The sequence below is a fragment of the Synechococcus sp. BS55D genome (assembly GCF_004332415.1).
Classification (GTDB): domain Bacteria; phylum Cyanobacteriota; class Cyanobacteriia; order PCC-6307; family Cyanobiaceae; genus Synechococcus_C.
Genome location: NZ_PHQT01000003.1, coordinates 256,434 through 277,135 on the forward strand (window position 1 = coordinate 256,434; position 20,702 = coordinate 277,135).

Here is a 20,702-nt window from a genome sequence, read left to right on the forward strand (position 1 = left end):
TGTCCTCAACGTTTGCGTTGACGGCGGTTGGCCTTGCGGGTGCCGCCGTAGCGGTAGCCGGGCTGTCGGCTGATGGGTTCCCAGCATTCAGGGCAGGCGAGTCGCCACTCAGGCCGTGCATCGCTGCGCACGCGGTAGTGGAGGGGGCCTGCCTTGCCGCAGCAGTCGCACTGGGGCAAGTGACGCGTCAGCAGATCGCTCTCCTCCTCGGCAGTGGAGAGTCGCCCCAGGGCTGCATTGCGATGGGGGTAGCGGCCGAAACGCAGGAGAAGCTCCCTGTTCCTTCGTGCCACGGCGGCAGTTGCAGGATCGCTGAAGCGCTCGAGCAATGGAATCCCCTCCTCCAGGTCAGCGAGGGTTTCGCTGTGCAGAAAGGGCATCAACCAGAACTGTCGTCGCGGGCGCGATACTTCGTCTGACAACCAGCCGCAGGCCAACGCCTGACGGCTCAGGGCCAGGGCCGCTGCATCGCCGCTGAAGGCCTCTGGCTGATCCCGATACAGCTGTCGACTGAACTGATCCAACAGCAGCACCAGGGCAAGCCCGCTGTCCGGCTCCTCTCCCCATGCCGTCAGTTGGCCAGCAAGGGCCTCCATGGTCAGGGGCCCAAAGCGGCGGCGAACCTCCCCATCAAAGGCATCGTTTTGTTGGAACCACTGACGGGGCCGGCAGTCTTCAAACCAGAACCGCAGCACAGCGGCAGCGGCCTGCTGGTTGTTCACCCCTGGTTGCGACGCACCCGCTTCACGGCCAGCCCCGCTTCAGTCGCCGTGATCGCTGCGAGCAGCACCAGGCCGATCAGGCCCACCAGCTGGTTCTGAGCCTCAGCACTGGCCTCAGCGTTTTGGCCCAGAACGGCTCCGGCGATGAACCAGGTGCTGGCCAGGATCGAGGTGATCCAATAGGCCTTCCAGCGTCGTTGGTAGAGATAGCCGGCTCCAAGGCCAGGAATCACGTTGAGCAGAGCGGCCACCCAGCCGGAGGAGGCGGCCAGGATCTGTTCGCGGCTTGGAGAGGCTGTGGCCTGGTTGGAGGAGTCGTTCATCACTTGCTGCGAGTTGCGGCGTAGGCCACGGCGCCACCGGCGATCAGGGTGAGCAGGCCCGTGCTCAGCAGAAATCCGGTGAGCATGAACAGGCCGAGCAGGGAGCCGAGCAGTGACATCTTCACGCGCAGCAGTTTCGACTTGATCAGAAGCACGAGCAGCAGCATCACCGTGGCCTTCAGGCCGGCGATCTTCGCTGCACTGATCGGACAGAACGGACTGAAGGGGAGCATTGCTGGAAAGGCCACACTGTCACTCTGTCGCGCCCTTGAGCCCGCTGTGGATTGCTCCCTGCTGAAGCGCTGCTGTTGCGCCGTCTTGACGCTTGCGCTCACCCTGCCACTGATGCTGGCGATTCCGAGCCCGGTGTCCGCCGACTGGATCTGCGAGGGCGATCGGCTCAGCGTTGAGATGATTGATCTGGGCCGGGAGGCCATGGGGGCTCTGGCCGACGCGATCCCCAACACGGCTGCGGGCACCTTGCCTGGGGATGGCGTTCTCATTCATTGGCGGGGCGTCACCCTGCAGCTACCCCGCACCAACAACGCCGGTGCCCCCAGTTACACCGATGGTCGCTGGTGGTGGAGGGCCCAGGACCCCGATCATCCTGAGTTCCGCCAGCGGCGTGGTGGGGTTGAGACCTACCGCTGCGAACCCTGGGCCTGAGCTCCGGTTCGGATCGGCCAGAACACCCGTTAGGCTCCACCTGTCTCATGGTTGGACCCATGCTCCGCAGTCTGTTTGGCGTGCTGATGGCCGCGGTGCTTTGGGTGCAGGTGCCCCAGTGGAGCAACGACTGGTCCCATTGCGCTGTGGATGTGCCGGATGCCGATTGCCACTGGTATGTGGTGGCGCCTGACAACACGTTTGGTGAGGGGTTCGACTGGGCCACGGCGCCTTGGTTCGACGTCAACGGTCTCCATGACATCGCCCAGCTCCAGCACACCGTGGATGCGATCCAGGCTCAAGCGATCCAGCCCTGATCATGAGCTGAGGGATCGCCCCTTCCAGGTCCACCCCTGACCGGTGAGGCTGCGCCAGACCGATGTCGGTGCCAAGCCGGCCACGATCAGACCGCCGGCGCCCATCAGCCACCAATGCTTCAGCGGTAGGGCGAATCGCTTCAGGGTCCAGAGCCTCAACCCCAGCTGCAGGCCGATACCCACCAGGCCCACAACGGTGATGGCCTGCCAACAGGTCTGTAGAGGGCCAGCCGGCAGGAGTCGATCCATCACCAGGGCACCCGGAACCATCAGCCAGGGCGTGCTGAACATCAGCAGAACCACACCGCCGGCACTGAGGGCTTTGAGGATGCTTCCATCGAGGCCAAGAAACCAGTTTTTGCTCCACCCCTCCCAGAGGGCGCTGAAGCTGGCATACATGTGCAGCTCCACGGCATCAAGCCCCAGGCGGTAACGCAGTCGATAGCCCCCATGCTTGATGCGGCGGGCGAGTGCCAGGTCTTCCACCACTTCTGCGGCAAGGGCACGGTGGCCTCCGATGGCCACATAGGCCTCCCGTCGGAAGAGCATGAAGGGCCCGGCGGCAAAGGCCACGCTGGAGTCGGGTTCATTGGTTTCTTGAATCGGAAACCCCAGGCCCAGCAGGCTGGCCATGATGGGCTGGACCATCCACTCCGCCAGGCAGCTGCAGACCAGGCGGGGCGCAAGGCTGAACAAATCCGCCTCCTCTCTGATCGCCTGATGCAGGGCGCGGCGGATGGCGTCAGGGGCCAGGCGCACATCGGCATCGATGAACAGCACCCAGCCACTGGAGACCTCATGCATCGCCTGGCTGCAGGCCCAGTTCTTGCCCACCCAGCGCTCGCCTTCTGGCCGCGGGCCCGCTGCGATCACCTGGCCTTCAGGGTTTTCGCCCGAGCTCTTGCACTCGAGTTGGCTCATTTCTGCCCTGGCGATCGCCAGGGTTGCATCGCTCGATTCATCATCCACGACCAGAACCTTCCACCGTTGGCAGGGAGAAGCGCTGGTCAGCACAGTTCTCAGGCAGGCCTCAATGTTGGCGGCTTCGTTGAAAGCCGGAATCACCACTGTGAGGCTGGTGTCGATCGGATCGCCGCCGTAATCCGTGGATTCGGCATCCAGTTCCGGTGCCGTTGCAAAGGTGCGCTGCAGGCCAACCAGCAACGTCACCAGCCCCAGTGCGGCGGCCGAGGCCGAGATCAAAAAGAATGTGGTGATCAGCCAGCTGGCGTCCATTGCTGAGGCGTCAAACCTCAAGGATCCTGCTGCATCGTCCTTTGCTTAGGTGCTTGCTTCTGATTTCCTAACCTTGGGTTAGCAGCAGTCCAAGGCCAGGTATTGGCGGTTGTGCTCGTGATTGAGCAATGATGAAGTTGCACATGAGGCATGGCCATGCGTTGTCTTTCCACGCTCGACCCCTACACGGTTCGCTACAAAAACTTTGATGGCCATAAATTGGAAACTTGCTTTTATGCCAGTGATGCATTTGAGGCTCGATTGCTGGCCATTGAGTTCAATGCCTATATCCGTAACCGTCCCCAATGCATTGATGCTGTGATCCGCGAAGTGCGGCGTTCTGCTTGACCATTGATGCGCTGCATGAATGCCTTGGTGCATGAGTGCATGTGCATCTTTTTGCATTTCTTTGGGCCGTTATGGTGATGGTTTCAATCAGTCTGAATGCCTCGGCTCACGCTGACTCTTGATGATCGGCAGCACAAAGCCCTCAGGCTTTTGGCGCTGCAGAGAGACCGAACAATGCTCTCCTTAGTCAAGGATGCGGTTGAGGAATATCTCGAGCGAGAGGGAGGGTTTGAATTGAGAATTCGCTCTTCTTCCGTTGGTGGTGACCTGAACTCAGCGCCAACTGATTCCACCAGCGACTGATTCCACCAGCGACTGATTCCGCCCGAGAGGCCTGGAGATTCGCCAGCATGGTGAAGTCAACTGCGCGCTGCATCGCTCCATGCCTTGGCGTTCCCTGGTGGTGCTGTCCATCCTTTTGAGCGTTTCCTCTTTGCCGCCTGGGCTCGCAGCTGAAGCCAGCGGTTACACACTGGTGTTCCAACGCTCCAAGGGGGCTCTCCCCTCCGGGCATCGACGCTGGCTTCTGCAGGTGCGTCGGGCCGGTCAGACCCTGGCGAGTTGGACAGCGGTGAGTGGTACTCGCCAGGCTCAGACATCCGACCGGCGTTGGTCTCCCGGAAATGGAGCGCCGCTGCCGGTGGGCAACTACAACGTGGGGCTGCCTGAGCGTTGGGCAGGCTCCTGGTGGATTGACCTCAACCCTCGCTTCTCCACGACCCGCAGCGCTCTCGGGATTCACACTTGTCTGCCGGGAAGCGGTTGTATCTGCCTGCCAAGTCGGACCGATACGGAGGCTGTGGCTCGTTGGATCAACAAGACAGGGCTCAGCCGGCTGCAAGTGCTGAACTGAAATCCGAGTGGGATTCAGACCAGGCGCACACTGCCCGTTTCCACCAGGCGCAACAGAGTGGTCTTGAGCTTCTGCTCTTGTTCGTCAAGGTTCTGCTGCAGCAGAACGGCCCTGTATTCGTCTGTGCTGATCCTGTTGTGGAGTCGTGCGGCGAGATACATCTCGACCATGGAAGCAGCTCTGATCGCCCGCCGACCCTAGGGGGAGGACGATGCGATCTGTGGTTCGTAGGATGCGCCGCGCCGATCCTCCCTGCCCATGGCCAACCTTGACCAGGCCCCGAGCCGCAGCATGCCCAACCTGCTGCATGTGCTTCCGGCTTTCGCCGATGAGGCGGAGCTCCGCCTGAACACGATCGTGGAGCTCAACTCCAACACGATCAACAAGTATGAGCTGATCACTGAGACCGGTCATCTGAAGCTGGACCGTGTCGGCTACTCCTCCCTGGCTTACCCCTTCGCCTACGGCTGCATTCCCCGTACCTGGGACGAGGACGGCGATCCCCTCGACATTGAGATCGTCAACGTGACCGAGCCTCTGATCCCTGGATCCGTGGTGGAAGCTCGCATCATCGGCATCATGACCTTTGATGATGGCGGCGAGGTGGACGACAAGGTGATCGCTGTGCTGGCCGATGACAAGCGCATGGATCACATCAAGAGCTTCGAGGATCTCGGCGAGCACTGGAAGAAGGAAACCACCTACTACTGGGAGCACTACAAGGATCTCAAGAAGCCTGGCACCTGCAGCGTCAATGGCTTCTTTGGTCCTGAGAAGGCCGTGGAGATCATCAAGAGCTGCGAGGCTCGTTACATGGCCGAGATCGATCCCAAGCTCGTTGACTGAGTCGGCTTGAGGCTCTGAGACCTCTGAGATCCCCCACATCCTTGATGCCGCTCGCGAAAGCGTGAGCGGCATTTTTTGGGTTTGATCGTTCTTAGGGTTTGATCAGCAAGGGGCCGGGAGTGGCTGGGATGTTGTACTTCGCCCTCAACTCCGCAACGGGTTGATCGGCGACCGCCCAGAAATCAAGGTCTTGAATGAGATTGACGGAGCAGGCCAAGCCTTTTTCATATCCAGCCATCGCCGCATCAGGAATGAATTGACCAGTTTTCGGAGGGATGATGCTGTTACTCGTGCTGAAAGCCTTGCCGAGGTGGAAGTCGAGAATCACCTCCAGCAGGGATTCAAATCCGAATCCATCAGTGAATAGACCTGCCTGAAAGGCCGCCACATTCATCTCTCCAGCACTGTCTGTGTTGAATCCGCCCAGGATGTGGCAGCAGTCGTGATTCACCAGAAGCTCTGAGGTGCTCTTGTGCTCCCCTGGTAAGGCCCAGCCGCGGTCTCGGTACCAGTGAAAGAACGTGTGGCCGAGAGTTCCCTCATCGAACGTGCTGAGAGTGGCATACCTGCTGGCGATGGACGCATCCCCGATGGCCTGATGGACGGCCGTGATGACGCCGCGAACGAAGCGAGAGGGAGTGTCCAGTCCTAAAAATTCACCCATGCTTCTGCGCCCGTAGTCGAGAAGCAAGCGTCTGAGATGGTTGTCTCTCACCTGGTGCAGGTCTTGCAGAGTCTGAGGGGCGATTTCGAGGAATGATGCGAAATCGTCCACAACGCCCACCATGCGTGGATCCACGTTCATGTCCACATAGGGAATAAGCACGAGGATTTGAATCAGCTGTTCCCGCTTGCTTCGATCCGTGATCAGCGCGGGGTAATCGGGAGGATGGCGAATCTCAAGGCTTTCGAGATCCACTGAGGAATGCAGAACATGGCGCTGAATGGCCTCCATCATCTCCAGCGTGATCGACTCCAGTGAAAGCACGCCTCCCGCTGTTCCAACGGTTTTGATCGCCTGCAGAAAGAGTCGCGCTTCCGCGTCCGTCCACTGAAGTTGCTGGGGCATTGATCGGAATCGGGTGCCGCGATATAGCACCCAGGTTTTGGATGACGTTGTCGTTGCGGTGACCAGCTGTTCGGTTTCTTCAGAAAGTCCTCCGATGGTGGACGGTTTTTGATCTGACCAATGAATAGCTTGAGACCAGTAAGTCTTGAGTGTCTCGAGATGAAACACTTCTGTTTCAGGCCGGGAGCCTGCTCTGTTGCTGCTGTCACTGCTGTTCTCCTGGGCAGTGCAGCTCCCGGTACGGCCTCGATGGCGCTTGCTCCGGTCGCTGAGGACACGCAGATCCATCTCGATCTGCGTCAGCGTCGCATCAGCGTGCTTCGCAACGGTCAGCGCTTCGGGCCCTGGCCGGTGGCGATCGGCGATCCAAAAACGCCGACTCCCGCCGGAGTCTTTCAGGTGGAGAACATGCGGAAGAACCCGCAATACCAGAGCACGAAGTCAGGCAAGGTGCACCCGGTCACCGGACCCAAGGCGCCCCTGGGTCATCGCTGGATCGGTTTCCTGCAACAGGGTCCGAACCAGTTCGGCATTCATGGCACTCCCTGGCCCCATTGGGTGAAGATCCGTGCTGCCGTTTCCAATGGCTGTGTGCGCATGCTGAATGCGCACGTGCAAAAGCTTTACGACCTGGTGGAGGTGGGCACGCCGGTGGTGATCACCCGTTGAGAGCGTGCTGCATCAGCACAGGGAAGCCGGCGCTCAGGCCACTGAAGAGCATCTGCACGGCGATGGCCGTGAGCAGCAGGCCCATGATCTTGGTGAGCACCTGCAGCGCTGAACTGCTGATCTTTGAAGACAGCATCTCGCCGGCGTCGAAGATCAAATACACCACCACGGTGAGCAGCAGCACCACCAGGCTTAGCCCCAGCTTGCCGCCCATGCTCGCGGCCGCAGGGTCAGCGATCACCACGGTGAGGGTGCCAGGCCCCGCCAGCAGAGGGATGCCCAAGGGCACGATTCCCTTGACGGCGGAGTCTTGGTCGCGTTCCACCGATGCAGGGTCGTGGTGCACTTTGGATGGCTCGGACCGCAGCATTGAGAGGCCGATCAGCACAACGATCAGGCCGCCGGCGACCTGAAAGGCCGGTCTGCTGATTCCGAAAAAGCCCAGCAGGTCATTCCCCAGCCAGGTGGCCAGCAGTAGGGCGATCAGGAAGGTGACGGCACTGCTGCGGGCAATGGCCCGGTCTTTGCGCTTATTCCCATCCGTGAAGGACAGGTAGATCGGCAGGTTGCCGATCGGATTGGAGATGGTGAAAATTCCGACCGCTGTGTGCAGCAGAGACATCAAGTCAGGCTTCGGGACGCACCGAAGCAAAAATCTCTTTCAGGATCTCTCCTGCGCCGCGGGATTTCAAGTCGTCGGCAAGACCCTTGCCAATGTCCTCGGCGCTGCTGACCGCTCCGCGACGCTCATCACGGATCAGACGTAGGCCATCAAGGCTGGCCACCATGCCGGTGAGGATCAGCTCGTCACCCTCGATGCAGGTGTTCACGCCAATCGGCACCTGACAGCCGCCTTCGAGTTCACGCAGAAAAGCTCGCTCCGCCAGACAGCGGGAGGCGGTTGGGCCGTGTTCCAGCACCTTGATCAGCTCCAGCACCTCCGGCTTGCCTTCCACGCATTCGATCCCAAGGGCGCCTTGGCCGACGGCATGAAGGGAGATGGCGCTGGGGATGATCTGGTGGATGCGGTCCCCGAAGCCGAGCCGGCTGAGGCCAGCTGCAGCAAGGATGAGGCAGTCGTAGTCGCCGGCATCCAGTTTTTCCAGACGGGTGATCACGTTGCCGCGCACATCCTTGAACTCAAGGTGCGGGTAGTGATGGCGCAGTTGAGCCAGGCGGCGAAGGGAACTGGTGCCCACCACGGATCCCTCCGGCAAGGTCTCCAGCTTGTAGTCGGCATTGTTGGCGTTCACCACCAAGGCGTCGGCGGGATCCTCCCGTTCAGTGATGCAGCCCAGCATCAGGCCTTCCGGCAGGTTGGTGGGTAGATCCTTGAGTGAGTGGACGGCGATCTCGGCGCGCCCCACCAGCATCTGAGCTTCCAGCTCCTTCGTGAACAGACCCTTGTCGCCGATCTTGGCCAGGGCGACATCCAGGATCTTGTCGCCCTGGGTGGCCATGGCTTCCACGGAGATCGCCAGACCAGGGTGGGCTTTCTCAAGCTCCGCCTTCACCCAATTGGTCTGCACCATGGCCAGCTGGCTGCGGCGGGAGGCGATGCGCAGGTGCTCGAGGGCCATGGATAAAGGATTGCAGCCGCTAAGACTACGCAGTCGGCCCTCCATTCAGGCCGCTGTTTGACAACGCATGAAGCACCAGTGGCCAGCGGCAGCTTTACGATTCGAGACAGTTGATCCGCTGTAATGCCGGGACCCGTGGTCAACGGAGTGCGTCATGACGCTGGCTCCACCGAGCCTGGAGCTGCAGCAGCACGTCCCTCGACAGTCCCATCAGGTGCCGGGGAAGCCCAGGCCTTCCTTCCGGTGCTGGCGGAGGGAACGATCCGATTGCTCCTGCTCACCAGTGGTCAGCTGGTGATGGCCCGCCTTCGCCAGACCAGTGACGGTGATGGTGAGAGGGCCTACCAGCTCCTGAGGCCCCTGCTGGTGGAGGCGAAGACCGCAGCCGATGGCACCCAGGCCGGTGGCGGTTGGGTCCTCGCACCGTTTCTCGATGGCCTCACGGCTCAGAAGAATCTGGTGCTGTTCAAGGGAGCGATCGCGTCGATTCTTGAGCCTGAGCCTCGTTTGATTCAGGCCTACACCATCCGCACCAACCAGGAGTGCCCTCCGGCCGAGACCCCAGTGGAGCGGCTCAAGCGTGCTTTTCAGGAATTCACAGAGAGCATCGAGGGCTGAAGCCTCAACAGCAGCTGATCTCGGTTCAGCGCTCGTTAGTGGTGTCAGCCTGACAATAAAAAACCGCCTCTGAATCAGATTCAGGGGTGGCGATGACTGACCTGCAAGTGCGACCTTGGCCGGCTTGCGCTTATTTGCTGATGTTGTTGGCTTTGACCCAAGCGTCAAACCGTATGGTCTTGGTCGGATTCTCGAGATTCAGACGTTGTTTCTGGGCCAGCATGTATTGCTTGGCCTCTTCAACCTTCAGCTTGCCGGCTTTCACGCACGGCTTGATCGGATCTTCCACCATCGCGGCATAGGCGCGTTGATCAGTGGGTTCGCTCATGCTGGACAGATCGCAATTGAGCTGCTGGGGGGTGGTGGAGCTGTCTTTGCCCTGGGAACAGGCGGTCGCTGTAGCCAGAAGGGAGATGGCCAGCAACGTTTTCACGACAAATCGCGTGGTCATAGAGGTGTTGTCGAGAGGGATGCGTTGATCAATAGACAACTGAATTGGGCCCTTGGCAGAGGGCCCATCGTTATCGCAGCAAAACTGATGCGGTAACGCATCCGCACTGCCCGAGGGCGGCGCGGATCCACTGAAAGTCTCGCTTACTTGATGTATTCCTTGAGCACGCCGTTGCGGTTGGGGTGGCGCAGCTTGCGCAGGGCCTTGGCTTCGATCTGGCGGATACGTTCCCGGGTGACATCGAAGATCTGTCCGATCTCCTCAAGGGTCTTCATGCGACCGTCATCGAGGCCATAGCGAAGACGCAGAACATCACGCTCCCGTGGGCTGAGGGTGGCCAGCACCCCCTCCAGGTCTTCCCTGAGCAGGTTCTTGGCCACATCCTGTTCGGGGTTCTCAATGTCGGCTTCGATGAAGTCGCCCAGACGGGAATCCTCCTCCTTGCCGATTGGGGTTTCCAGAGAGATCGGAAGCTGAGCACTCTTGGCGATGAAGCGCAGTTTCTCGATCGTCATCTCCATGGATTCAGCAATCTCTTCTTCGGTCGGCTTGCGACCGAATTCCTGGCTGAGCACCTTGGTGGTTTTCTTGATGCGTGAGATGGTCTCGTAGAGGTGCACCGGAAGCCGGATGGTGCGGCTCTGGTCGGCGATGGCGCGAGTGATCGCCTGACGAATCCACCAGGTGGCATAGGTGGAGAACTTGTAGCCCTTCTCGTGATCGAATTTTTCAGCGGCCCGGATCAAACCCAGGCTTCCCTCCTGAATCAGGTCCTGGAAGCTGAGGCCCCGGTTCATGTATTTCTTGGCAATCGACACCACCAAGCGCAGGTTGGACTGCACCATCTTTTCCTTGGCCCGTCGGCCAAGCATCAGCCGGCGGCGGAACTTGATCAGTGGCATCTCCACCAGGGCTGCCCATTCCTTGGTGTCAGGCAGGCGACCGTTGTCACTTTCGAATTGAGCCGCCAGCTCCTCGAGCAGCAACAGGTCGGCAATTTTCCGGGCCAGCTCGATTTCCTCATCCGGACGGAGCAGGCGGATGCGGCCGATCTCCTGGAGGTAAACCCGGATTGAGTCTTCGGTGTAGACCCCTTTGGGGCCAATCTTGATGCTGGCCAAGGCCTTGGCCTTGGCATCTTTTGCGGTGGATGTCTCGGCGGCATCACTGCCGGCCTTGCTATCAGTCTTGGCTGCAGGGGCAGCGCCGGCCGCAGCCAGGAGTGCATCAGCAGCGGCATCGAGATTGTTGCCTGCGGCGGCAGCAGCTGCCTTGCTCTCGGTTGCTTTGGCAGTCGCTGATTTGGTGCTGCTGCTTTTCGCCTTGGTTGTGGACTTGGCCGTTGTGCTCTTCACAGCAGTGCTCTTGGCCTTCGCAGCCGTGCTCTTCGTAGCTGTGCTCTTGGCCGCGGGTTTCACTTCCTTCGCCTTGCCGCTGGCGTCAGCCAGCATCACGATGGCGGGCTTCGTTTCGGCAGCGGCTTTTGCCGATTTGGCCGCAGCAGTTTTGGTCGCAGCAGGGCTCATGGCGGATGGGGAATCGAGGCGGACTACAGGAACGTCACAACATGAGTGCGGACGCGACACACTCACTGACAGCGATCTATTTCAGAGCGCACCCGTCTTTGCGTGACAGGTGCGAAGCTGAACAGAAATCGACAAGGTGATAACAGGATCGGGACTAGGGCAGGGCTGTCAGGGGCTTTCGCAGACCGGTCGGCCGTAGTGGAGGAGAACTCCTGGCTCGAGCTTCGTATCTTCCCTCTGGACGGAACTCTGCACGGTTCCGACGACAGCTCATCGCTGTCCAACTTCCTTATCTTAAGAAAAACCTGTAGCCCCTGCAACCCCTACCCTGCAGGCCGCACCTGCTGGCCGTGCTGATGGTGGAGGTGGTGGATGTCTGGCTCGAGGCGGGGCGCGATGGCCGCTCGTTCACATACGCCGACTCCCTTGGGCTCGGGGTTGCGCCTGGTGATCTGGTGCGTGTTCCCCTGCGCGGTCGCTCGATGCAGGGGCTGGTGATTGCCCGCCGTCTTGCAACCTCGACCGATGCCGATCTCGGCACGTCCCTTCAGGCGGTGCAAGCGCTGCTTCAGCCCGCTGCCGTCGATCCCGCCTGGAGGGATTGGTTGGATGCGATGGCGATCCGTTGTCACACCAGCCCCTTCCGCATGCTGAAGGCGGCTCTGCCTCCGGGCTGGCTTGGCCAGCGGGTCCAGCCCTCCTCGGCGGGGCGTCGGATCTGGTGGGTGGAGGCGCTGCCCCTGTCTGACGTGGGCTTACCCCCTCGCCAAGCTGCACTGCATGCGTTGCTGCTCGAGAGGAGTGGCGAATGGCAGCGTCAGCTGCAGCAGGAAGGTTTTGGCTCCCAGCTCATGCAGGCCTTGGAGCGCCGCGGAGCTGCCCGTCGCGAGCTGCGCCTGGCTCCAGCTGTCACCGCTGCCGCGATACAGCCGGCTGCTCCATTGGATCCCGAGTTGCCCCAAGTTCTCACTGAGGAACAGCAGCGGGTACTGGAAGCCTTTGCTCCGCAGCCCGCCGGTGGCGGCATGCTCCTGTGGGGGATCACCGGTTCCGGCAAGACCGAGGTGTATCTCCAGCTGGTGGCCCGCGAGCTCGCAGCTGGTCGCCATGCCCTGGTCCTCACGCCGGAGATCGGTCTGATTCCTCAATTGGTGGATCGCTGTCGCCGCCGTTTTGGCTCGTCGGTTCTGGAGTATCACAGCGGCTGCAGCGACCGGGAACGCGTCAGCGCCTGGCGTCGCACTCTCGACACCGCCACGCCTCTCGTGGTGGTGGGGACTCGTTCGGCCGTGTTCCTGCCCCTGGATCCTCTGGGCCTGATCGTGCTTGATGAGGAGCACGACAGCTCCTACAAGCAGGAGTCCCCCATGCCCTGCTATCACGCCCGTGACCTGGCCCTCGAGCGGGTGCGTCGACTGGGGGGACGGGTGTTGCTCGGTAGCGCCACCCCCTCCCTCGAAACCTGGATTCAGCTGGAACCCCGGGGACCGCTGGCCCTGGCTCGTCTCAGCCGGCGGATCTCCAGTCAGCCTCTACCGCCGGTGCATGTCATTGATATGCGTCAGGAACTGCAGGATGGCCATCGACGCCTCCTCAGTCGCCCACTGATGGATCGACTGGCGCTCTTGCCGGAGCGTGGAGAGCAGGCGGTGGTCTTGGTGCCTCGACGCGGCTACAGCAGTTTTCTCAGCTGCCGCAGCTGTGGTGAGGTGGTGCAATGTCCCCACTGTGATGTGGCACTGACCGTCCATGGCCAGCGCCCAGGTCGCCAGTGGCTGCGCTGCCACTGGTGTGACCATCGCGCTGAGATCACCAGTGCCTGCGGCCACTGCGGCTCCCTGGCGTTTAAGCCCTTCGGGGCTGGAACCCAGAGGGTTCTTGAACGCCTCTCTGAGGAACTCGAGGGCTTGAGGCTGTTGCGTTTCGACCGGGACACCACTGGGGGGCGTGACGGTCATCGGCGCCTGTTGGAGCGTTTTGCAGCCGGCGAGGCGGATGTGCTGGTTGGCACGCAGATGCTCGCCAAGGGAATGGATCTGCCTCGCGTGACCCTGGCGGCCGTTCTGGCTGCCGATGGCTTGCTCCACCGGCCTGATCTGCGCGCCGGTGAGCAGGCGCTCCAGCTGCTCCTTCAGCTCGCCGGTCGGGCCGGTCGTGGGGAGCGACCCGGCCAGGTGTTGGTGCAGACCTACACGCCTGATCATCCCGTGATCCGACATCTCGTGGATGGACGCTATGAGCGTTTTCTTGAGGAGGAGGAAGTCGTTCGCCGTGAGGCGGCGCTGGTGCCTTTCAGTCGGGCCTGTCTGCTGCGCCTCTCGGGTGTGTCGGCGTCGGCCACGGCCACGGCTGCCAGCGTGCTCGCCGAGCGGCTTCGCCCCCTGTGTCAGGCCTCGGGTTGGCTGTTACTGGGACCAGCCCCAGCTCCCGTGGCCCGGGTGGCCGGACGCAGCCGCTGGCAGTTGCTCCTGCATGGTCCTTCCGGAACTGATCTGCCCCTGCCACCGGGATCGGCCCTTTGGGATGCCTTGCCCAGGGATGTGGCCCTTGCTGTTGACCCCGATCCCCTGCAGCTCTGAATCAGGACGGCAGCTCCGGGTAACCAAAGCCCAGATTCAGGCGCAGACGCTGGAGCAGCAGGGTCACCCCAAGCAGCACCACCACGACGAGGGCGCCGAGACCCAGCCGGCTCCAGCGCCAGATCCGCAGTGTCAGCCGGTTCACCTGACCTGCCTCAAGGGGCCAGAGCAGTGCGTCGTCGCCGATGATGGGCTTCTGTGGGCTGCCCTGGCTGTGGCGGCCCGCAGCTGGCGGCGTCAGCCGTACGCGCAGTTCGGGCAGCGGCAGCCCCTTCAGCGCTTGAAGATCCAGGCTTAGTTCCAGCCGTTGCTGCACCCCAATCAACCAGTTGCGCTCTTTGAGCTCCAGCTGAGGGGCAGGCAGATCAAGGCCCGCGGCGGCGGCGGCGGCGGCCGCCGTGTTCTGCAGCAGCCGTTGAGCTTCGTTGCTCCGAAGCACGGGGGCCTGGAAGTGTTGTGACCCCCCCCGGGGCTGGGAGACCGACCAGCGGGGGCTCAGTGCTTCCAGGCTGCGAGCGAAGCGGCCCTGCCAGGGAAGCGGCTGACTGCTGCCGCTGTCGATCGTCCATCCCAGCTGCACTCGGTCTGGACCGGGCAGACCGATGTCCGCCGTCAGGCGTCCGCATCCACTGAGCAGCACGGTCAGCCCGATGAACACCAGCAGCACCACGACAGCGAATCCAGGCGCGGCGGCTGTGGTGGGGCCGGTCGGCGGTGGCGGCGGCGGGGGTGGCCCCTGATTGCGGCGGCGACGGATGGGGCGCGGACGTTCCCCCATCTGCGGCGCCATGTCGAGGGTTGGCAGTTGCATCGACCACCGCGCTGGCCGCTGCAGGCTCGGTGCTTCGAGCACCTCCAACAATTGTTTGGCACGGGTGCGCACCGCGTTATCACGGCAGCGAGTCAGCAGGCGACAGGTGCTCAGGGCTTTCTCCTCCTGCCCCTGCCCCATCCAGGCCGTCACCATCAGCATTCGGATCTGGGCCCCGGCCGGATCCGTGATCGGGCAATCGGCCACCAGCGGCTCCAGCAGCTGCAGGCACAGGCCATAGTCCCCCCGTTCAAGGGCGGCTTCCGCCGGTGCTACGGGCGTGCTCATTGATCAACCGCGACCCAGCACCATCGTGCCGATTCCGGCATCGGTGAACACCTCCAGCAAGAGGGCATGGGGCACGCGTCCATCAAGGATGTGTGCTGCTGCAACCCCCTGGGCGAGGGCACGGATGCAGCACTCGGTTTTCGGTGTCATGCCTCCAGCCACAACCCCCTCGCTGATCAACTGCCTCGCCTCTGAGAGCCGAAGTTGGCGGATGAGGGAGTCGGGGTCGTCACGATCCCTCAGGATCCCTGGGGTGTCGGTGAGCAGGATCAGCTTCTCGGCTTCCAGGGCTGCGGCTAGCTCACCGGCGACAGTGTCGGCATTGATGTTGTGAGCACGGCCATCAGCGGTGGCGGCCACGCTGGAGATCACCGGCACGTAGCCCTTCTCAAGCAGTGGTTCGAGCACATCGGGGTTGACCCGGGCCACATCTCCGACCAGTCCATGGCTGCCATCCCCCCAAGGGCGCGCTTCAACAAGCATTCCATCGCTGCCGCTGAGGCCAACGGCCCTGGCGCCAAGCCGGTTGAGGCCATTGACGATCTGTTTGTTGACCCGTCCCACCAGCACCATCTCGACCACATCCATCGTGGCTGGATCCGTCACCCGCAGGCCGTCGCGGAACTCGGCCGGAATCTCGAGACGTTTCAGCCAGGTGTTGATCTCTGGCCCGCCGCCATGCACCACCACCGGCTGCACACCCACGCTGGTGAGCAGGGCGATATCCCGGAACACCGCTTCCTGCAGTGAGGCATGGGCCATGGCAGCCCCGCCATACTTCACCACGATCCGCCGACCGGCGAACCGCTGGATGTAGGGAAGGGCTTCGCTGAGAACCGAAACCCTCAGGGCGTCGTCAGTGGCCATCGCGTCAGTTCACTGCTCTCCATGCTCGCCTGCCGCCGGCAGCAGGGTCAGGTCGATCCGATCACTCCCCAGAGGTGCGATCTTGGCTTGAAGGCCCTTGGCGAAGAAGCGTCCCAGACGTTCTTCCCGCTCCTGCCAGCGCTCCAATGACACGGCTCCAAGGGTGAAACGAAGTCTGAGGCCATAGCCGCCATCACTGGCTAATTCCTCGATCTCCAGCAGCTGGGGCGGGGTGTCTTCATCCCAGAGTTTGAGGGCTTCCAGCGAAGATTCCAGATGGGCTTTCTGCCCGTAGCGCCAGCGGGTCACATCGCCGAGCAGCTTGCCCAGCTCCGGAGCGGCGGCTTCACGCTGTTGCCGAAAGGTGGTGGCTGGAATCACCCGGCGGGCTGGGGGCAGTTCGGATGACTTGAGGGCCAGCCCCCCCAGCAGGATCGGAATCCCGTAGAAGATCGTCGGCAGGCTGAGGTTGGCGTTCCCGCTGCCGTAGGCGATGGCACCCACCACGGTGAGCACACCGCCAGCCACGGTGATCAGGTTGCCGGGAGAGATCAGGTTGGTCATCGGTGCACTCTGATGCAAGGGCCTGCCCTGGCGTGGCGCAGCCGGGCCTGGGGACACGGAGAATGGGATGGTCATCGGCGGTTATGCCCCCATGGAGAGCTCCCCCCAAAAGGATCCGGGCACGTCTGCTGATCTGGCCACCCTGATCGCCAAGCTCGACCAGGACAGGGCCTGGCTGCTCGAGCAGATCGATCGTGGACGCTGGGCAGAGCTGAGGCTGGATCTGGCGGCCTTGGAGCGGGAGCTGGGCCAGTTGCTGGTGAAGGCGGCGGAGCGTCTGGAGACGGATGGCGGCAGGTCCTGAGCGCTCACCTCACCGCCGGCTTCAGGGCATTGGCTGTTCAGAAAGGAATGTCGTCGGTGTCAGGCACGAGCGGTGCGCTGTTCCAGGTGGCGGCTGCCTCCTGGGGCTGCGCTGGAGCTCCCTGTTGGGGGGCAGGCGTCACAGGCCCGCTCGAGGCGGGGGCAGCCGAGCGGGGAGCTTGCTGTGCTGTGGTGGCTCCAGAGCCCACGGTATGGAGACGAGCGAGCGTGAATTCCGCACGTTTCTCCTTGGTGCCGTCCTGGCGGGCCACGGTGTTCATCCGCAGGCGCCCTTCAATCATCAGGCGCTGTCCCGGCTGAACTCGGTTCTGAAGGTCCTGGGCAAGGTTGCCCCAGCCCACCACCTTGATCTGGCCGGCTGGATCATCGGGACGCAGGCCGTCGAAACGCACCTCCATTTCCGCGATCGGGGTCTGGTTGTCCTGGGTGTAGCGAAGGGTGGGGGCCTCCAGCACCTCCACTTCGAGCACACAGTGGTTCATCGCCGTCCGACGCGTTGATGGAGTCGCCATCCTGATGCACGAACCGCGCAACCGCCAGGGCCATGTGTGGCTGCTTGCCGGCACCGGCGAAGGCCCTCTGATTGCCCGCACCCTGCTGGCCAAAGGCTGGCAAGTCAGCGTGAGTGTGGTCTCCTCTTCTGCTGCAACCGTTTACGACGGCCTGCCGCTGCGTCACCTCTGGATCGGTGCCCTGGCCGGACCGCAGGCGATCCGGGGACTCTTCGAGCGCGAAGGGATTGATCGGGTTGTGGATGCCACCCATCCCTTCGCCACGCGGATTACGGCCCAGCTGCTGGAGGCCTGCGGCGGCGAGGGGCCAGCGTTGTTCCGCTTCGAACGACCGATCGAGCCCCTTGCCGGTGCACGGCTGATCGAGGGTGTTGACGCCCTCACAAGCTCCGCGGGAGGGCGTCGGATCCTTCTGGCTCTGGGTGCTCGGCACCTGCCGGCGGTCGTGGCAGCCCTCAAGCCCGGCGGGCATCACCTCCATGCCCGCGTGTTGCCCAGCCCTCTCGCCCTTCGCCAGGCCCTGGCGGCCGGACTGCCCGCCCAGCGTCTGGCGGTGCACCGTCCGCAGCAGGACGGTGATGGCGCCCCCCTGGAGGCTGCGCTCTGTCGCCACTGGGCGATCACGGATGTGCTCTGCCGACAGTCTGGGGGGATCACGGAGCGTGCCTGGCACCGGGTGACCCAGCAACAGGGGCTTCAGCTGTGGCTGCTGCGTCGCCCTCCTCTGCCGGAGCAACTTGAAACCGTGCATAGCGTGGATCAGCTGCTCGATCGCCTGTGCTGAAGCTTGTTCTCACCACCGAAGCCGATGCCGCAAAAGCGGATGCGCTGGCCCAGGCCTTGGTGGAGCGGCGCCTGGCTGCTTGCGTCAGTCAGCATCCAATCCGCTCGTGCTACCGCTGGAACGGGGTGATCGAGCACAGCGAGGAAGTGCAGCTGCTGATCAAGACGACCGAGGCCGCTTGGCCGCAACTCCAGCCCGTGCTGTGTGAGCTGCACAGTTATGACACCCCCGAATTGCTCCACTGGACGGTGGAGGCCAGTGATGGGTACGGGGGCTGGGTGGTAGCGGAGCTGCTCAGCTGAGGTGCTGCCGCACGAGCTCGGGCAGGGATGCCTGGGAGCGGGGGCCGAGCTGGGTGACCACCTGACCGGCGCAAACAGACCCGATTCGGCCGCAGCTCTCAAGCTCGAGCCCCTGGGTGTAGCCGTGCAGGAATCCGCCGGCGTAGAGGTCGCCTGCTCCAGTGGTGTCGATCAGGGTGCCCAGGCGATAAGCAGGAATGTCCCAACGCTGATCGCCGCTGAGCACGACGGAGCCCTGTTCACTGCGGGTCAGGGCCGCCACCTGGCAGCACCCCTTCACCTGTTCAAGAGCGCTCTCAAAACTGTCGGTGCCGTACAGCGAGGTGATTTCACTTTCGTTGGCGAACAGCACATCCACATGGCCATTCACGAGCTCAAGAAAGCTGTCGCGGTGACGATCCACGCAGAAGCCGTCGGAGAGGGAGAGGGCGACTTGTCCGCCGCTGTCCCGACAGGCTTCCGCTGCTGCAATGAAGGCGCGCTTGGCTGCTGGGCTGTCCCAGAGATAGCCCTCCAGATAGAGCACCTTGGCGTCACGGACCATGGAGAGATCCAGGTCTTCGGGTTCCAGTTGCACCGAAGCACCTAGGTAGGTGCACATCGTGCGCTGGGCATCGGGCGTCACCAGAATCAGGCATCGGGCCGTGCTGGGGCCACTGGTCGCTGCTGGGGTGTCAAAGCGGGTTCCGACAGCTCGGATGTCGTGGCTGAAGATTTCACCGAGCTGGTCATTGCGCACGCGACCGATGAATCCGGCCCGGCTTCCCAGTTGAGCGAGACCCGCCAGGGTGTTGGCGGCAGATCCGCCGGAGGTCTCGAGGCCGGCGCCACTGGCCTGGTAGAGGATCTGGGCCTGCTCTTCATCCACGAGGGCCATCGCCCCCTTGGTGAGGCCATGGCTCTCCAGGAATGCATCGCCGGTCTGGACCAGCACATCCACAATCGCGTTGCCGATGCCCACCACATCCAGGGAGGCTGCGGAGTTGCTGAATCGGGATGTGGTCATCGGGTGATGGCGAACGCGTTACGCCGCAGTATCACCCTTCGCCGGATCGACTCAGGCGCTGAGCAGGGCCCGTTTGGGGCCGTGGATTGGATCTTCCACCACGATCGTCTGATCCCGACTGGCGCCGAGCGACACGATCGCGATCGGCACTTCCATCAGGTCGGCCAGGAAGCGCAGATAGGCCATCGCCTTCTCTGGCAGATCTTCCAGGCGCCGGCAGTCGGCGGTGGAACACTGCCAGCCCTGCAGGCTTTCAAAAATCGGCTTGCAACGGGAGAACTCCTCGGCGCAGCTGGGGAAGTAATCGATGCGCTCTCCATCCAGTTCGTAGGCCACACACACCTGGATCTGATCGAGCTCATCGAGCACGTCCAGCTTGGTGACGGCCAGGCAATCCAGACCGTTCACTTCAACGGCATAGCGGCCGATCACGCCATCAAACCAGCCGCAGCGGCGACGACGGCCCGTGGTGGTGCCGAACTCGCCGCCACGCTCGGTCAGCTGGTCGTTGAGACTGCCACTCAGCTCTGTTGGGAACGGCCCTTCGCCAACACGGGTGGTGTAGGCCTTGGCCACGCCGATCACCCTGTCGATCAAGGTCGGGCCGACGCCAGCACCGATGCAGGCCCCGCCGGAGACCGGATTGGAGGAGGTGACGTAGGGGTAGGTGCCGTGGTCGAGATCCAGCAGTGTTCCCTGGGCCCCTTCGAACAGGATGTTTTTGCGGTTGCGGGCGGCGCTGTGAATCGCCCGGGTGCAGTCGACCACATGGGGAGCCAGACGCTGCCCATAGGCCAGGTATTCCTGGATCACTTCGTCGCCATCGACGGGCTCCATCCCGTAGATGGTTTCGAGCAGTTGGTTTTTCTCCCTGAGGGGGCCTTCGAGTCGGTCGCGGAGGCGCTGCTCGTCGAGCAGGTCAATCACCCGGATCCCGCTGCGTTGGGATTTGTCGGCGTAGGTGGGGCCGATGCCGCGTCCGGTGGTGCCAATCCTGCGATCACCACGCTGCTTCTCCATCGCCAGATCCAACAGGCGGTGGTAGGGCATGGTCACGTGGGCGGTGGAGGCCAGCTGGAGGCCGGAGATGTCGATCCCGTTCTCGATGAGCATGTCGAGCTCCCCGAGCATCACCTTCGGGTCAACGACCGTTCCCGAACCGATTAAGCAGATGGTGTCGGGATAAAGGATTCCGGAAGGGATCAGGTGAAGCTTGAGCACCCGACCGTCCACGACGATCGTGTGGCCAGCGTTGACGCCGCCCTGATAACGGACGACGACATCGGCGGAGCGGCTCAGGAGATCGGTGATCTTTCCTTTTCCCTCGTCACCCCACTGAGCACCGATGACGACAACGTTGGCCAAAGACACTGCGGCCCGAAGCCGCCAATCTGCACAATCCGGCAGTTTCGCACTTCACCCTTCCCTGCGTCAAAAATGC

General features: G+C 62.6%; 27 protein-coding genes. 11 read left to right on the forward strand and 16 right to left on the reverse strand.

Annotated features, from left to right (window positions below; all coding sequences use genetic code 11):
- Positions 1 to 5 precede the first annotated feature (5 nt).
- From CWE16_RS08315 to CWE16_RS08325, 3 genes are read right to left on the reverse strand one after another with little or no spacing between them, the layout of a single operon-like run.
- The gene (locus tag CWE16_RS08315) at positions 6 to 722 is read right to left on the reverse strand and encodes a DUF924 family protein (RefSeq protein ID WP_131594573.1); all 717 of its coding nucleotides are present in this window, start codon (positions 720 to 722) and stop codon (positions 6 to 8) included.
- Positions 719 to 1,045 (reverse strand): hypothetical protein, encoded by a 327-nt coding sequence (locus tag CWE16_RS08320; protein WP_131454504.1) that lies wholly within the window; start codon positions 1,043 to 1,045, stop codon positions 719 to 721. Before CWE16_RS08320 ends, CWE16_RS08315 begins: the two co-directional genes overlap by 4 nt.
- A complete protein-coding gene (locus CWE16_RS08325) occupies positions 1,045 to 1,278 on the reverse strand; it encodes a hypothetical protein (protein ID WP_131454798.1) in 234 nt (77 codons plus the stop codon). The genes CWE16_RS08320 and CWE16_RS08325 overlap by 1 nt, the downstream gene beginning before the upstream one ends.
- A 112-nt stretch (positions 1,279 to 1,390) precedes the next feature.
- On the opposite strand from CWE16_RS08325, the gene CWE16_RS08330 reads away from it, so the two are divergent.
- Together CWE16_RS08330 and CWE16_RS08335 are read left to right on the forward strand one after the other, a co-directional pair.
- Positions 1,391 to 1,711 (forward strand): hypothetical protein, encoded by a 321-nt coding sequence (locus CWE16_RS08330; RefSeq protein WP_131594893.1) that lies wholly within the window; start codon positions 1,391 to 1,393, stop codon positions 1,709 to 1,711.
- 59 nt (positions 1,712 to 1,770) lie between these two features.
- Positions 1,771 to 2,028: a hypothetical protein gene (locus CWE16_RS08335; RefSeq protein ID WP_131454503.1), complete on the forward strand. Its 258-nt coding sequence runs from the start codon at positions 1,771 to 1,773 to the stop codon at positions 2,026 to 2,028.
- Here CWE16_RS08335 and CWE16_RS08340 read toward each other — a convergent pair whose 3' ends face one another.
- Positions 2,029 to 3,264 carry a glycosyltransferase gene (locus tag CWE16_RS08340; RefSeq protein WP_131594575.1) on the reverse strand — a complete coding sequence of 412 codons (1,236 nt, stop codon included), beginning with the start codon at positions 3,262 to 3,264 and terminating at the stop codon, positions 2,029 to 2,031.
- Positions 3,265 to 3,420: 156 nt separating this feature from the next.
- Between CWE16_RS08340 and CWE16_RS08345 the strand changes: the two genes are divergently transcribed.
- Together CWE16_RS08345 and CWE16_RS08350 are read left to right on the forward strand one after the other, a co-directional pair.
- Positions 3,421 to 3,612, forward strand: a complete 192-nt coding sequence (locus CWE16_RS08345; protein WP_131454501.1) for a hypothetical protein — start codon at positions 3,421 to 3,423, stop codon at positions 3,610 to 3,612.
- Between the two features lie 382 nt (positions 3,613 to 3,994).
- Positions 3,995 to 4,465, forward strand: coding sequence for a hypothetical protein (locus tag CWE16_RS08350; RefSeq protein WP_131594577.1), 471 nt, complete (start codon positions 3,995 to 3,997; stop codon positions 4,463 to 4,465).
- Between the two features lie 14 nt (positions 4,466 to 4,479).
- Here the strand turns inward: CWE16_RS08350 and CWE16_RS12150 are convergent, their stop codons facing one another.
- The gene (locus CWE16_RS12150) at positions 4,480 to 4,635 is read right to left on the reverse strand and encodes a hypothetical protein (protein WP_164498725.1); all 156 of its coding nucleotides are present in this window, start codon (positions 4,633 to 4,635) and stop codon (positions 4,480 to 4,482) included.
- Positions 4,636 to 4,723: 88 nt separating this feature from the next.
- Here CWE16_RS12150 and CWE16_RS08355 point away from each other — a divergent pair, with 88 nt between their 5' ends.
- A complete protein-coding gene (locus CWE16_RS08355; RefSeq protein ID WP_131594579.1) occupies positions 4,724 to 5,311 on the forward strand; it encodes an inorganic diphosphatase in 588 nt (195 codons plus the stop codon).
- Between the two features lie 91 nt (positions 5,312 to 5,402).
- Here the strand turns inward: CWE16_RS08355 and CWE16_RS08360 are convergent, their stop codons facing one another.
- The gene (locus CWE16_RS08360) at positions 5,403 to 6,380 is read right to left on the reverse strand and encodes a hypothetical protein (RefSeq protein ID WP_131594581.1); all 978 of its coding nucleotides are present in this window, start codon (positions 6,378 to 6,380) and stop codon (positions 5,403 to 5,405) included.
- Between the two features lie 159 nt (positions 6,381 to 6,539).
- Between CWE16_RS08360 and CWE16_RS08365 the strand changes: the two genes are divergently transcribed.
- Entirely contained in the window at positions 6,540 to 7,049 is a 510-nt protein-coding gene (locus tag CWE16_RS08365) for a L,D-transpeptidase (RefSeq protein WP_131594583.1), read from the forward strand.
- On the opposite strand, the gene CWE16_RS08370 is transcribed toward CWE16_RS08365, so the two are convergent.
- Positions 7,039 to 7,671 (reverse strand): MarC family protein, encoded by a 633-nt coding sequence (locus tag CWE16_RS08370; RefSeq protein WP_131594585.1) that lies wholly within the window; start codon positions 7,669 to 7,671, stop codon positions 7,039 to 7,041. The genes CWE16_RS08365 and CWE16_RS08370 overlap by 11 nt on opposite strands.
- Positions 7,672 to 7,675: 4 nt before the next feature.
- Positions 7,676 to 8,629: a hydroxymethylbilane synthase gene (gene hemC, locus CWE16_RS08375; protein ID WP_131594587.1), complete on the reverse strand. Its 954-nt coding sequence runs from the start codon at positions 8,627 to 8,629 to the stop codon at positions 7,676 to 7,678.
- Between the two features lie 123 nt (positions 8,630 to 8,752).
- Between hemC and CWE16_RS08380 the strand changes: the two genes are divergently transcribed.
- Positions 8,753 to 9,247, forward strand: a complete 495-nt coding sequence (locus CWE16_RS08380) for a DUF6561 domain-containing protein (protein ID WP_131594590.1) — start codon at positions 8,753 to 8,755, stop codon at positions 9,245 to 9,247.
- Between the two features lie 130 nt (positions 9,248 to 9,377).
- Here the strand turns inward: CWE16_RS08380 and CWE16_RS08385 are convergent, their stop codons facing one another.
- On the reverse strand, positions 9,378 to 9,698 hold the full coding sequence (locus tag CWE16_RS08385; RefSeq protein ID WP_131594591.1) for a hypothetical protein: 321 nt from the start codon (positions 9,696 to 9,698) through the stop codon (positions 9,378 to 9,380).
- Positions 9,699 to 9,841: 143 nt separating this feature from the next.
- The gene (rpoD, locus tag CWE16_RS08390; protein ID WP_131594593.1) at positions 9,842 to 11,224 is read right to left on the reverse strand and encodes an RNA polymerase sigma factor RpoD; all 1,383 of its coding nucleotides are present in this window, start codon (positions 11,222 to 11,224) and stop codon (positions 9,842 to 9,844) included.
- Between the two features lie 356 nt (positions 11,225 to 11,580).
- Here rpoD and priA point away from each other — a divergent pair, with 356 nt between their 5' ends.
- Positions 11,581 to 13,803 (forward strand): replication restart helicase PriA, encoded by a 2,223-nt coding sequence (gene priA / locus CWE16_RS08395; protein WP_131594895.1) that lies wholly within the window; start codon positions 11,581 to 11,583, stop codon positions 13,801 to 13,803.
- Position 13,804: 1 nt separating this feature from the next.
- Here priA and CWE16_RS08400 read toward each other — a convergent pair whose 3' ends face one another.
- Genes CWE16_RS08400 through CWE16_RS08410 form a run of 3 tightly spaced genes read right to left on the reverse strand, consistent with a single transcriptional unit; the run spans position 13,805 to position 16,333 of the window.
- Positions 13,805 to 14,902 (reverse strand): DUF3153 domain-containing protein, encoded by a 1,098-nt coding sequence (locus tag CWE16_RS08400; RefSeq protein WP_131594594.1) that lies wholly within the window; start codon positions 14,900 to 14,902, stop codon positions 13,805 to 13,807.
- A gap of 3 nt (positions 14,903 to 14,905) precedes the next feature.
- Positions 14,906 to 15,769, reverse strand: coding sequence for an acetylglutamate kinase (gene argB, locus CWE16_RS08405; RefSeq protein ID WP_131594596.1), 864 nt, complete (start codon positions 15,767 to 15,769; stop codon positions 14,906 to 14,908).
- Positions 15,770 to 15,778: 9 nt separating this feature from the next.
- Positions 15,779 to 16,333, reverse strand: a complete 555-nt coding sequence (locus tag CWE16_RS08410) for a DUF2854 domain-containing protein (protein WP_131594597.1) — start codon at positions 16,331 to 16,333, stop codon at positions 15,779 to 15,781.
- A 91-nt stretch (positions 16,334 to 16,424) separates the two neighbouring features.
- On the opposite strand from CWE16_RS08410, the gene CWE16_RS08415 reads away from it, so the two are divergent.
- On the forward strand, positions 16,425 to 16,637 hold the full coding sequence (locus CWE16_RS08415; protein WP_131594599.1) for a hypothetical protein: 213 nt from the start codon (positions 16,425 to 16,427) through the stop codon (positions 16,635 to 16,637).
- A 37-nt stretch (positions 16,638 to 16,674) separates the two neighbouring features.
- On the opposite strand, the gene CWE16_RS08420 is transcribed toward CWE16_RS08415, so the two are convergent.
- A complete protein-coding gene (locus CWE16_RS08420) occupies positions 16,675 to 17,139 on the reverse strand; it encodes a single-stranded DNA-binding protein (RefSeq protein ID WP_131594600.1) in 465 nt (154 codons plus the stop codon).
- Positions 17,140 to 17,173: 34 nt separating this feature from the next.
- Between CWE16_RS08420 and CWE16_RS08425 the strand changes: the two genes are divergently transcribed.
- Positions 17,174 to 17,953, forward strand: coding sequence for a precorrin-6A/cobalt-precorrin-6A reductase (locus tag CWE16_RS08425; RefSeq protein WP_131594602.1), 780 nt, complete (start codon positions 17,174 to 17,176; stop codon positions 17,951 to 17,953).
- Positions 17,947 to 18,255 (forward strand): divalent-cation tolerance protein CutA, encoded by a 309-nt coding sequence (gene cutA, locus CWE16_RS08430; RefSeq protein ID WP_131454487.1) that lies wholly within the window; start codon positions 17,947 to 17,949, stop codon positions 18,253 to 18,255. Before CWE16_RS08425 ends, cutA begins: the two co-directional genes overlap by 7 nt.
- On the opposite strand, the gene CWE16_RS08435 is transcribed toward cutA, so the two are convergent.
- Together CWE16_RS08435 and CWE16_RS08440 are read right to left on the reverse strand one after the other, a co-directional pair.
- Positions 18,248 to 19,261, reverse strand: coding sequence for an adenosine kinase (locus CWE16_RS08435; protein WP_131594604.1), 1,014 nt, complete (start codon positions 19,259 to 19,261; stop codon positions 18,248 to 18,250). The two genes, cutA and CWE16_RS08435, sit on opposite strands and share 8 nt — an antisense overlap.
- Positions 19,262 to 19,312: 51 nt before the next feature.
- Positions 19,313 to 20,626 carry an adenylosuccinate synthase gene (locus tag CWE16_RS08440; protein WP_131594606.1) on the reverse strand — a complete coding sequence of 438 codons (1,314 nt, stop codon included), beginning with the start codon at positions 20,624 to 20,626 and terminating at the stop codon, positions 19,313 to 19,315.
- Positions 20,627 to 20,702 lie beyond the last annotated feature (76 nt).

Excerpts from the sequence above, each read along its gene's own strand:
- CWE16_RS08320 (WP_131454504.1), bottom strand. The coding sequence starts at position 1,045 with ATGAACGACTCCTCCAACCAGGCCACAGCCTCTCCAAGCCGCGAACAG.
- CWE16_RS08325 (WP_131454798.1), bottom strand. The coding sequence starts at position 1,278 with ATGCTCCCCTTCAGTCCGTTCTGTCCGATCAGTGCAGCGAAGATCGCC.
- CWE16_RS08330 (WP_131594893.1), top strand. The coding sequence starts at position 1,391 with ATGCTGGCGATTCCGAGCCCGGTGTCCGCCGACTGGATCTGCGAGGGC.
- CWE16_RS08335 (WP_131454503.1), top strand. The coding sequence starts at position 1,771 with ATGCTCCGCAGTCTGTTTGGCGTGCTGATGGCCGCGGTGCTTTGGGTG.
- CWE16_RS08340 (WP_131594575.1), bottom strand. The coding sequence starts at position 3,264 with ATGGACGCCAGCTGGCTGATCACCACATTCTTTTTGATCTCGGCCTCG.
- CWE16_RS08345 (WP_131454501.1), top strand. The coding sequence starts at position 3,421 with ATGCGTTGTCTTTCCACGCTCGACCCCTACACGGTTCGCTACAAAAAC.
- CWE16_RS08350 (WP_131594577.1), top strand. The coding sequence starts at position 3,995 with ATGCCTTGGCGTTCCCTGGTGGTGCTGTCCATCCTTTTGAGCGTTTCC.
- CWE16_RS12150 (WP_164498725.1), bottom strand. The coding sequence starts at position 4,635 with ATGGTCGAGATGTATCTCGCCGCACGACTCCACAACAGGATCAGCACA.
- CWE16_RS08355 (WP_131594579.1), top strand. The coding sequence starts at position 4,724 with ATGGCCAACCTTGACCAGGCCCCGAGCCGCAGCATGCCCAACCTGCTG.
- CWE16_RS08360 (WP_131594581.1), bottom strand. The coding sequence starts at position 6,380 with ATGCCCCAGCAACTTCAGTGGACGGACGCGGAAGCGCGACTCTTTCTG.
- CWE16_RS08365 (WP_131594583.1), top strand. The coding sequence starts at position 6,540 with ATGAAACACTTCTGTTTCAGGCCGGGAGCCTGCTCTGTTGCTGCTGTC.
- CWE16_RS08370 (WP_131594585.1), bottom strand. The coding sequence starts at position 7,671 with ATGTCTCTGCTGCACACAGCGGTCGGAATTTTCACCATCTCCAATCCG.
- hemC (WP_131594587.1), bottom strand. The coding sequence starts at position 8,629 with ATGGCCCTCGAGCACCTGCGCATCGCCTCCCGCCGCAGCCAGCTGGCC.
- CWE16_RS08380 (WP_131594590.1), top strand. The coding sequence starts at position 8,753 with ATGCCGGGACCCGTGGTCAACGGAGTGCGTCATGACGCTGGCTCCACC.
- CWE16_RS08385 (WP_131594591.1), bottom strand. The coding sequence starts at position 9,698 with ATGACCACGCGATTTGTCGTGAAAACGTTGCTGGCCATCTCCCTTCTG.
- rpoD (WP_131594593.1), bottom strand. The coding sequence starts at position 11,224 with ATGAGCCCTGCTGCGACCAAAACTGCTGCGGCCAAATCGGCAAAAGCC.
- priA (WP_131594895.1), top strand. The coding sequence starts at position 11,581 with ATGGTGGAGGTGGTGGATGTCTGGCTCGAGGCGGGGCGCGATGGCCGC.
- CWE16_RS08400 (WP_131594594.1), bottom strand. The coding sequence starts at position 14,902 with ATGAGCACGCCCGTAGCACCGGCGGAAGCCGCCCTTGAACGGGGGGAC.
- argB (WP_131594596.1), bottom strand. The coding sequence starts at position 15,769 with ATGGCCACTGACGACGCCCTGAGGGTTTCGGTTCTCAGCGAAGCCCTT.
- CWE16_RS08410 (WP_131594597.1), bottom strand. The coding sequence starts at position 16,333 with ATGACCAACCTGATCTCTCCCGGCAACCTGATCACCGTGGCTGGCGGT.
- CWE16_RS08415 (WP_131594599.1), top strand. The coding sequence starts at position 16,425 with ATGGAGAGCTCCCCCCAAAAGGATCCGGGCACGTCTGCTGATCTGGCC.
- CWE16_RS08420 (WP_131594600.1), bottom strand. The coding sequence starts at position 17,139 with ATGAACCACTGTGTGCTCGAAGTGGAGGTGCTGGAGGCCCCCACCCTT.
- CWE16_RS08425 (WP_131594602.1), top strand. The coding sequence starts at position 17,174 with ATGCACGAACCGCGCAACCGCCAGGGCCATGTGTGGCTGCTTGCCGGC.
- CWE16_RS08435 (WP_131594604.1), bottom strand. The coding sequence starts at position 19,261 with ATGACCACATCCCGATTCAGCAACTCCGCAGCCTCCCTGGATGTGGTG.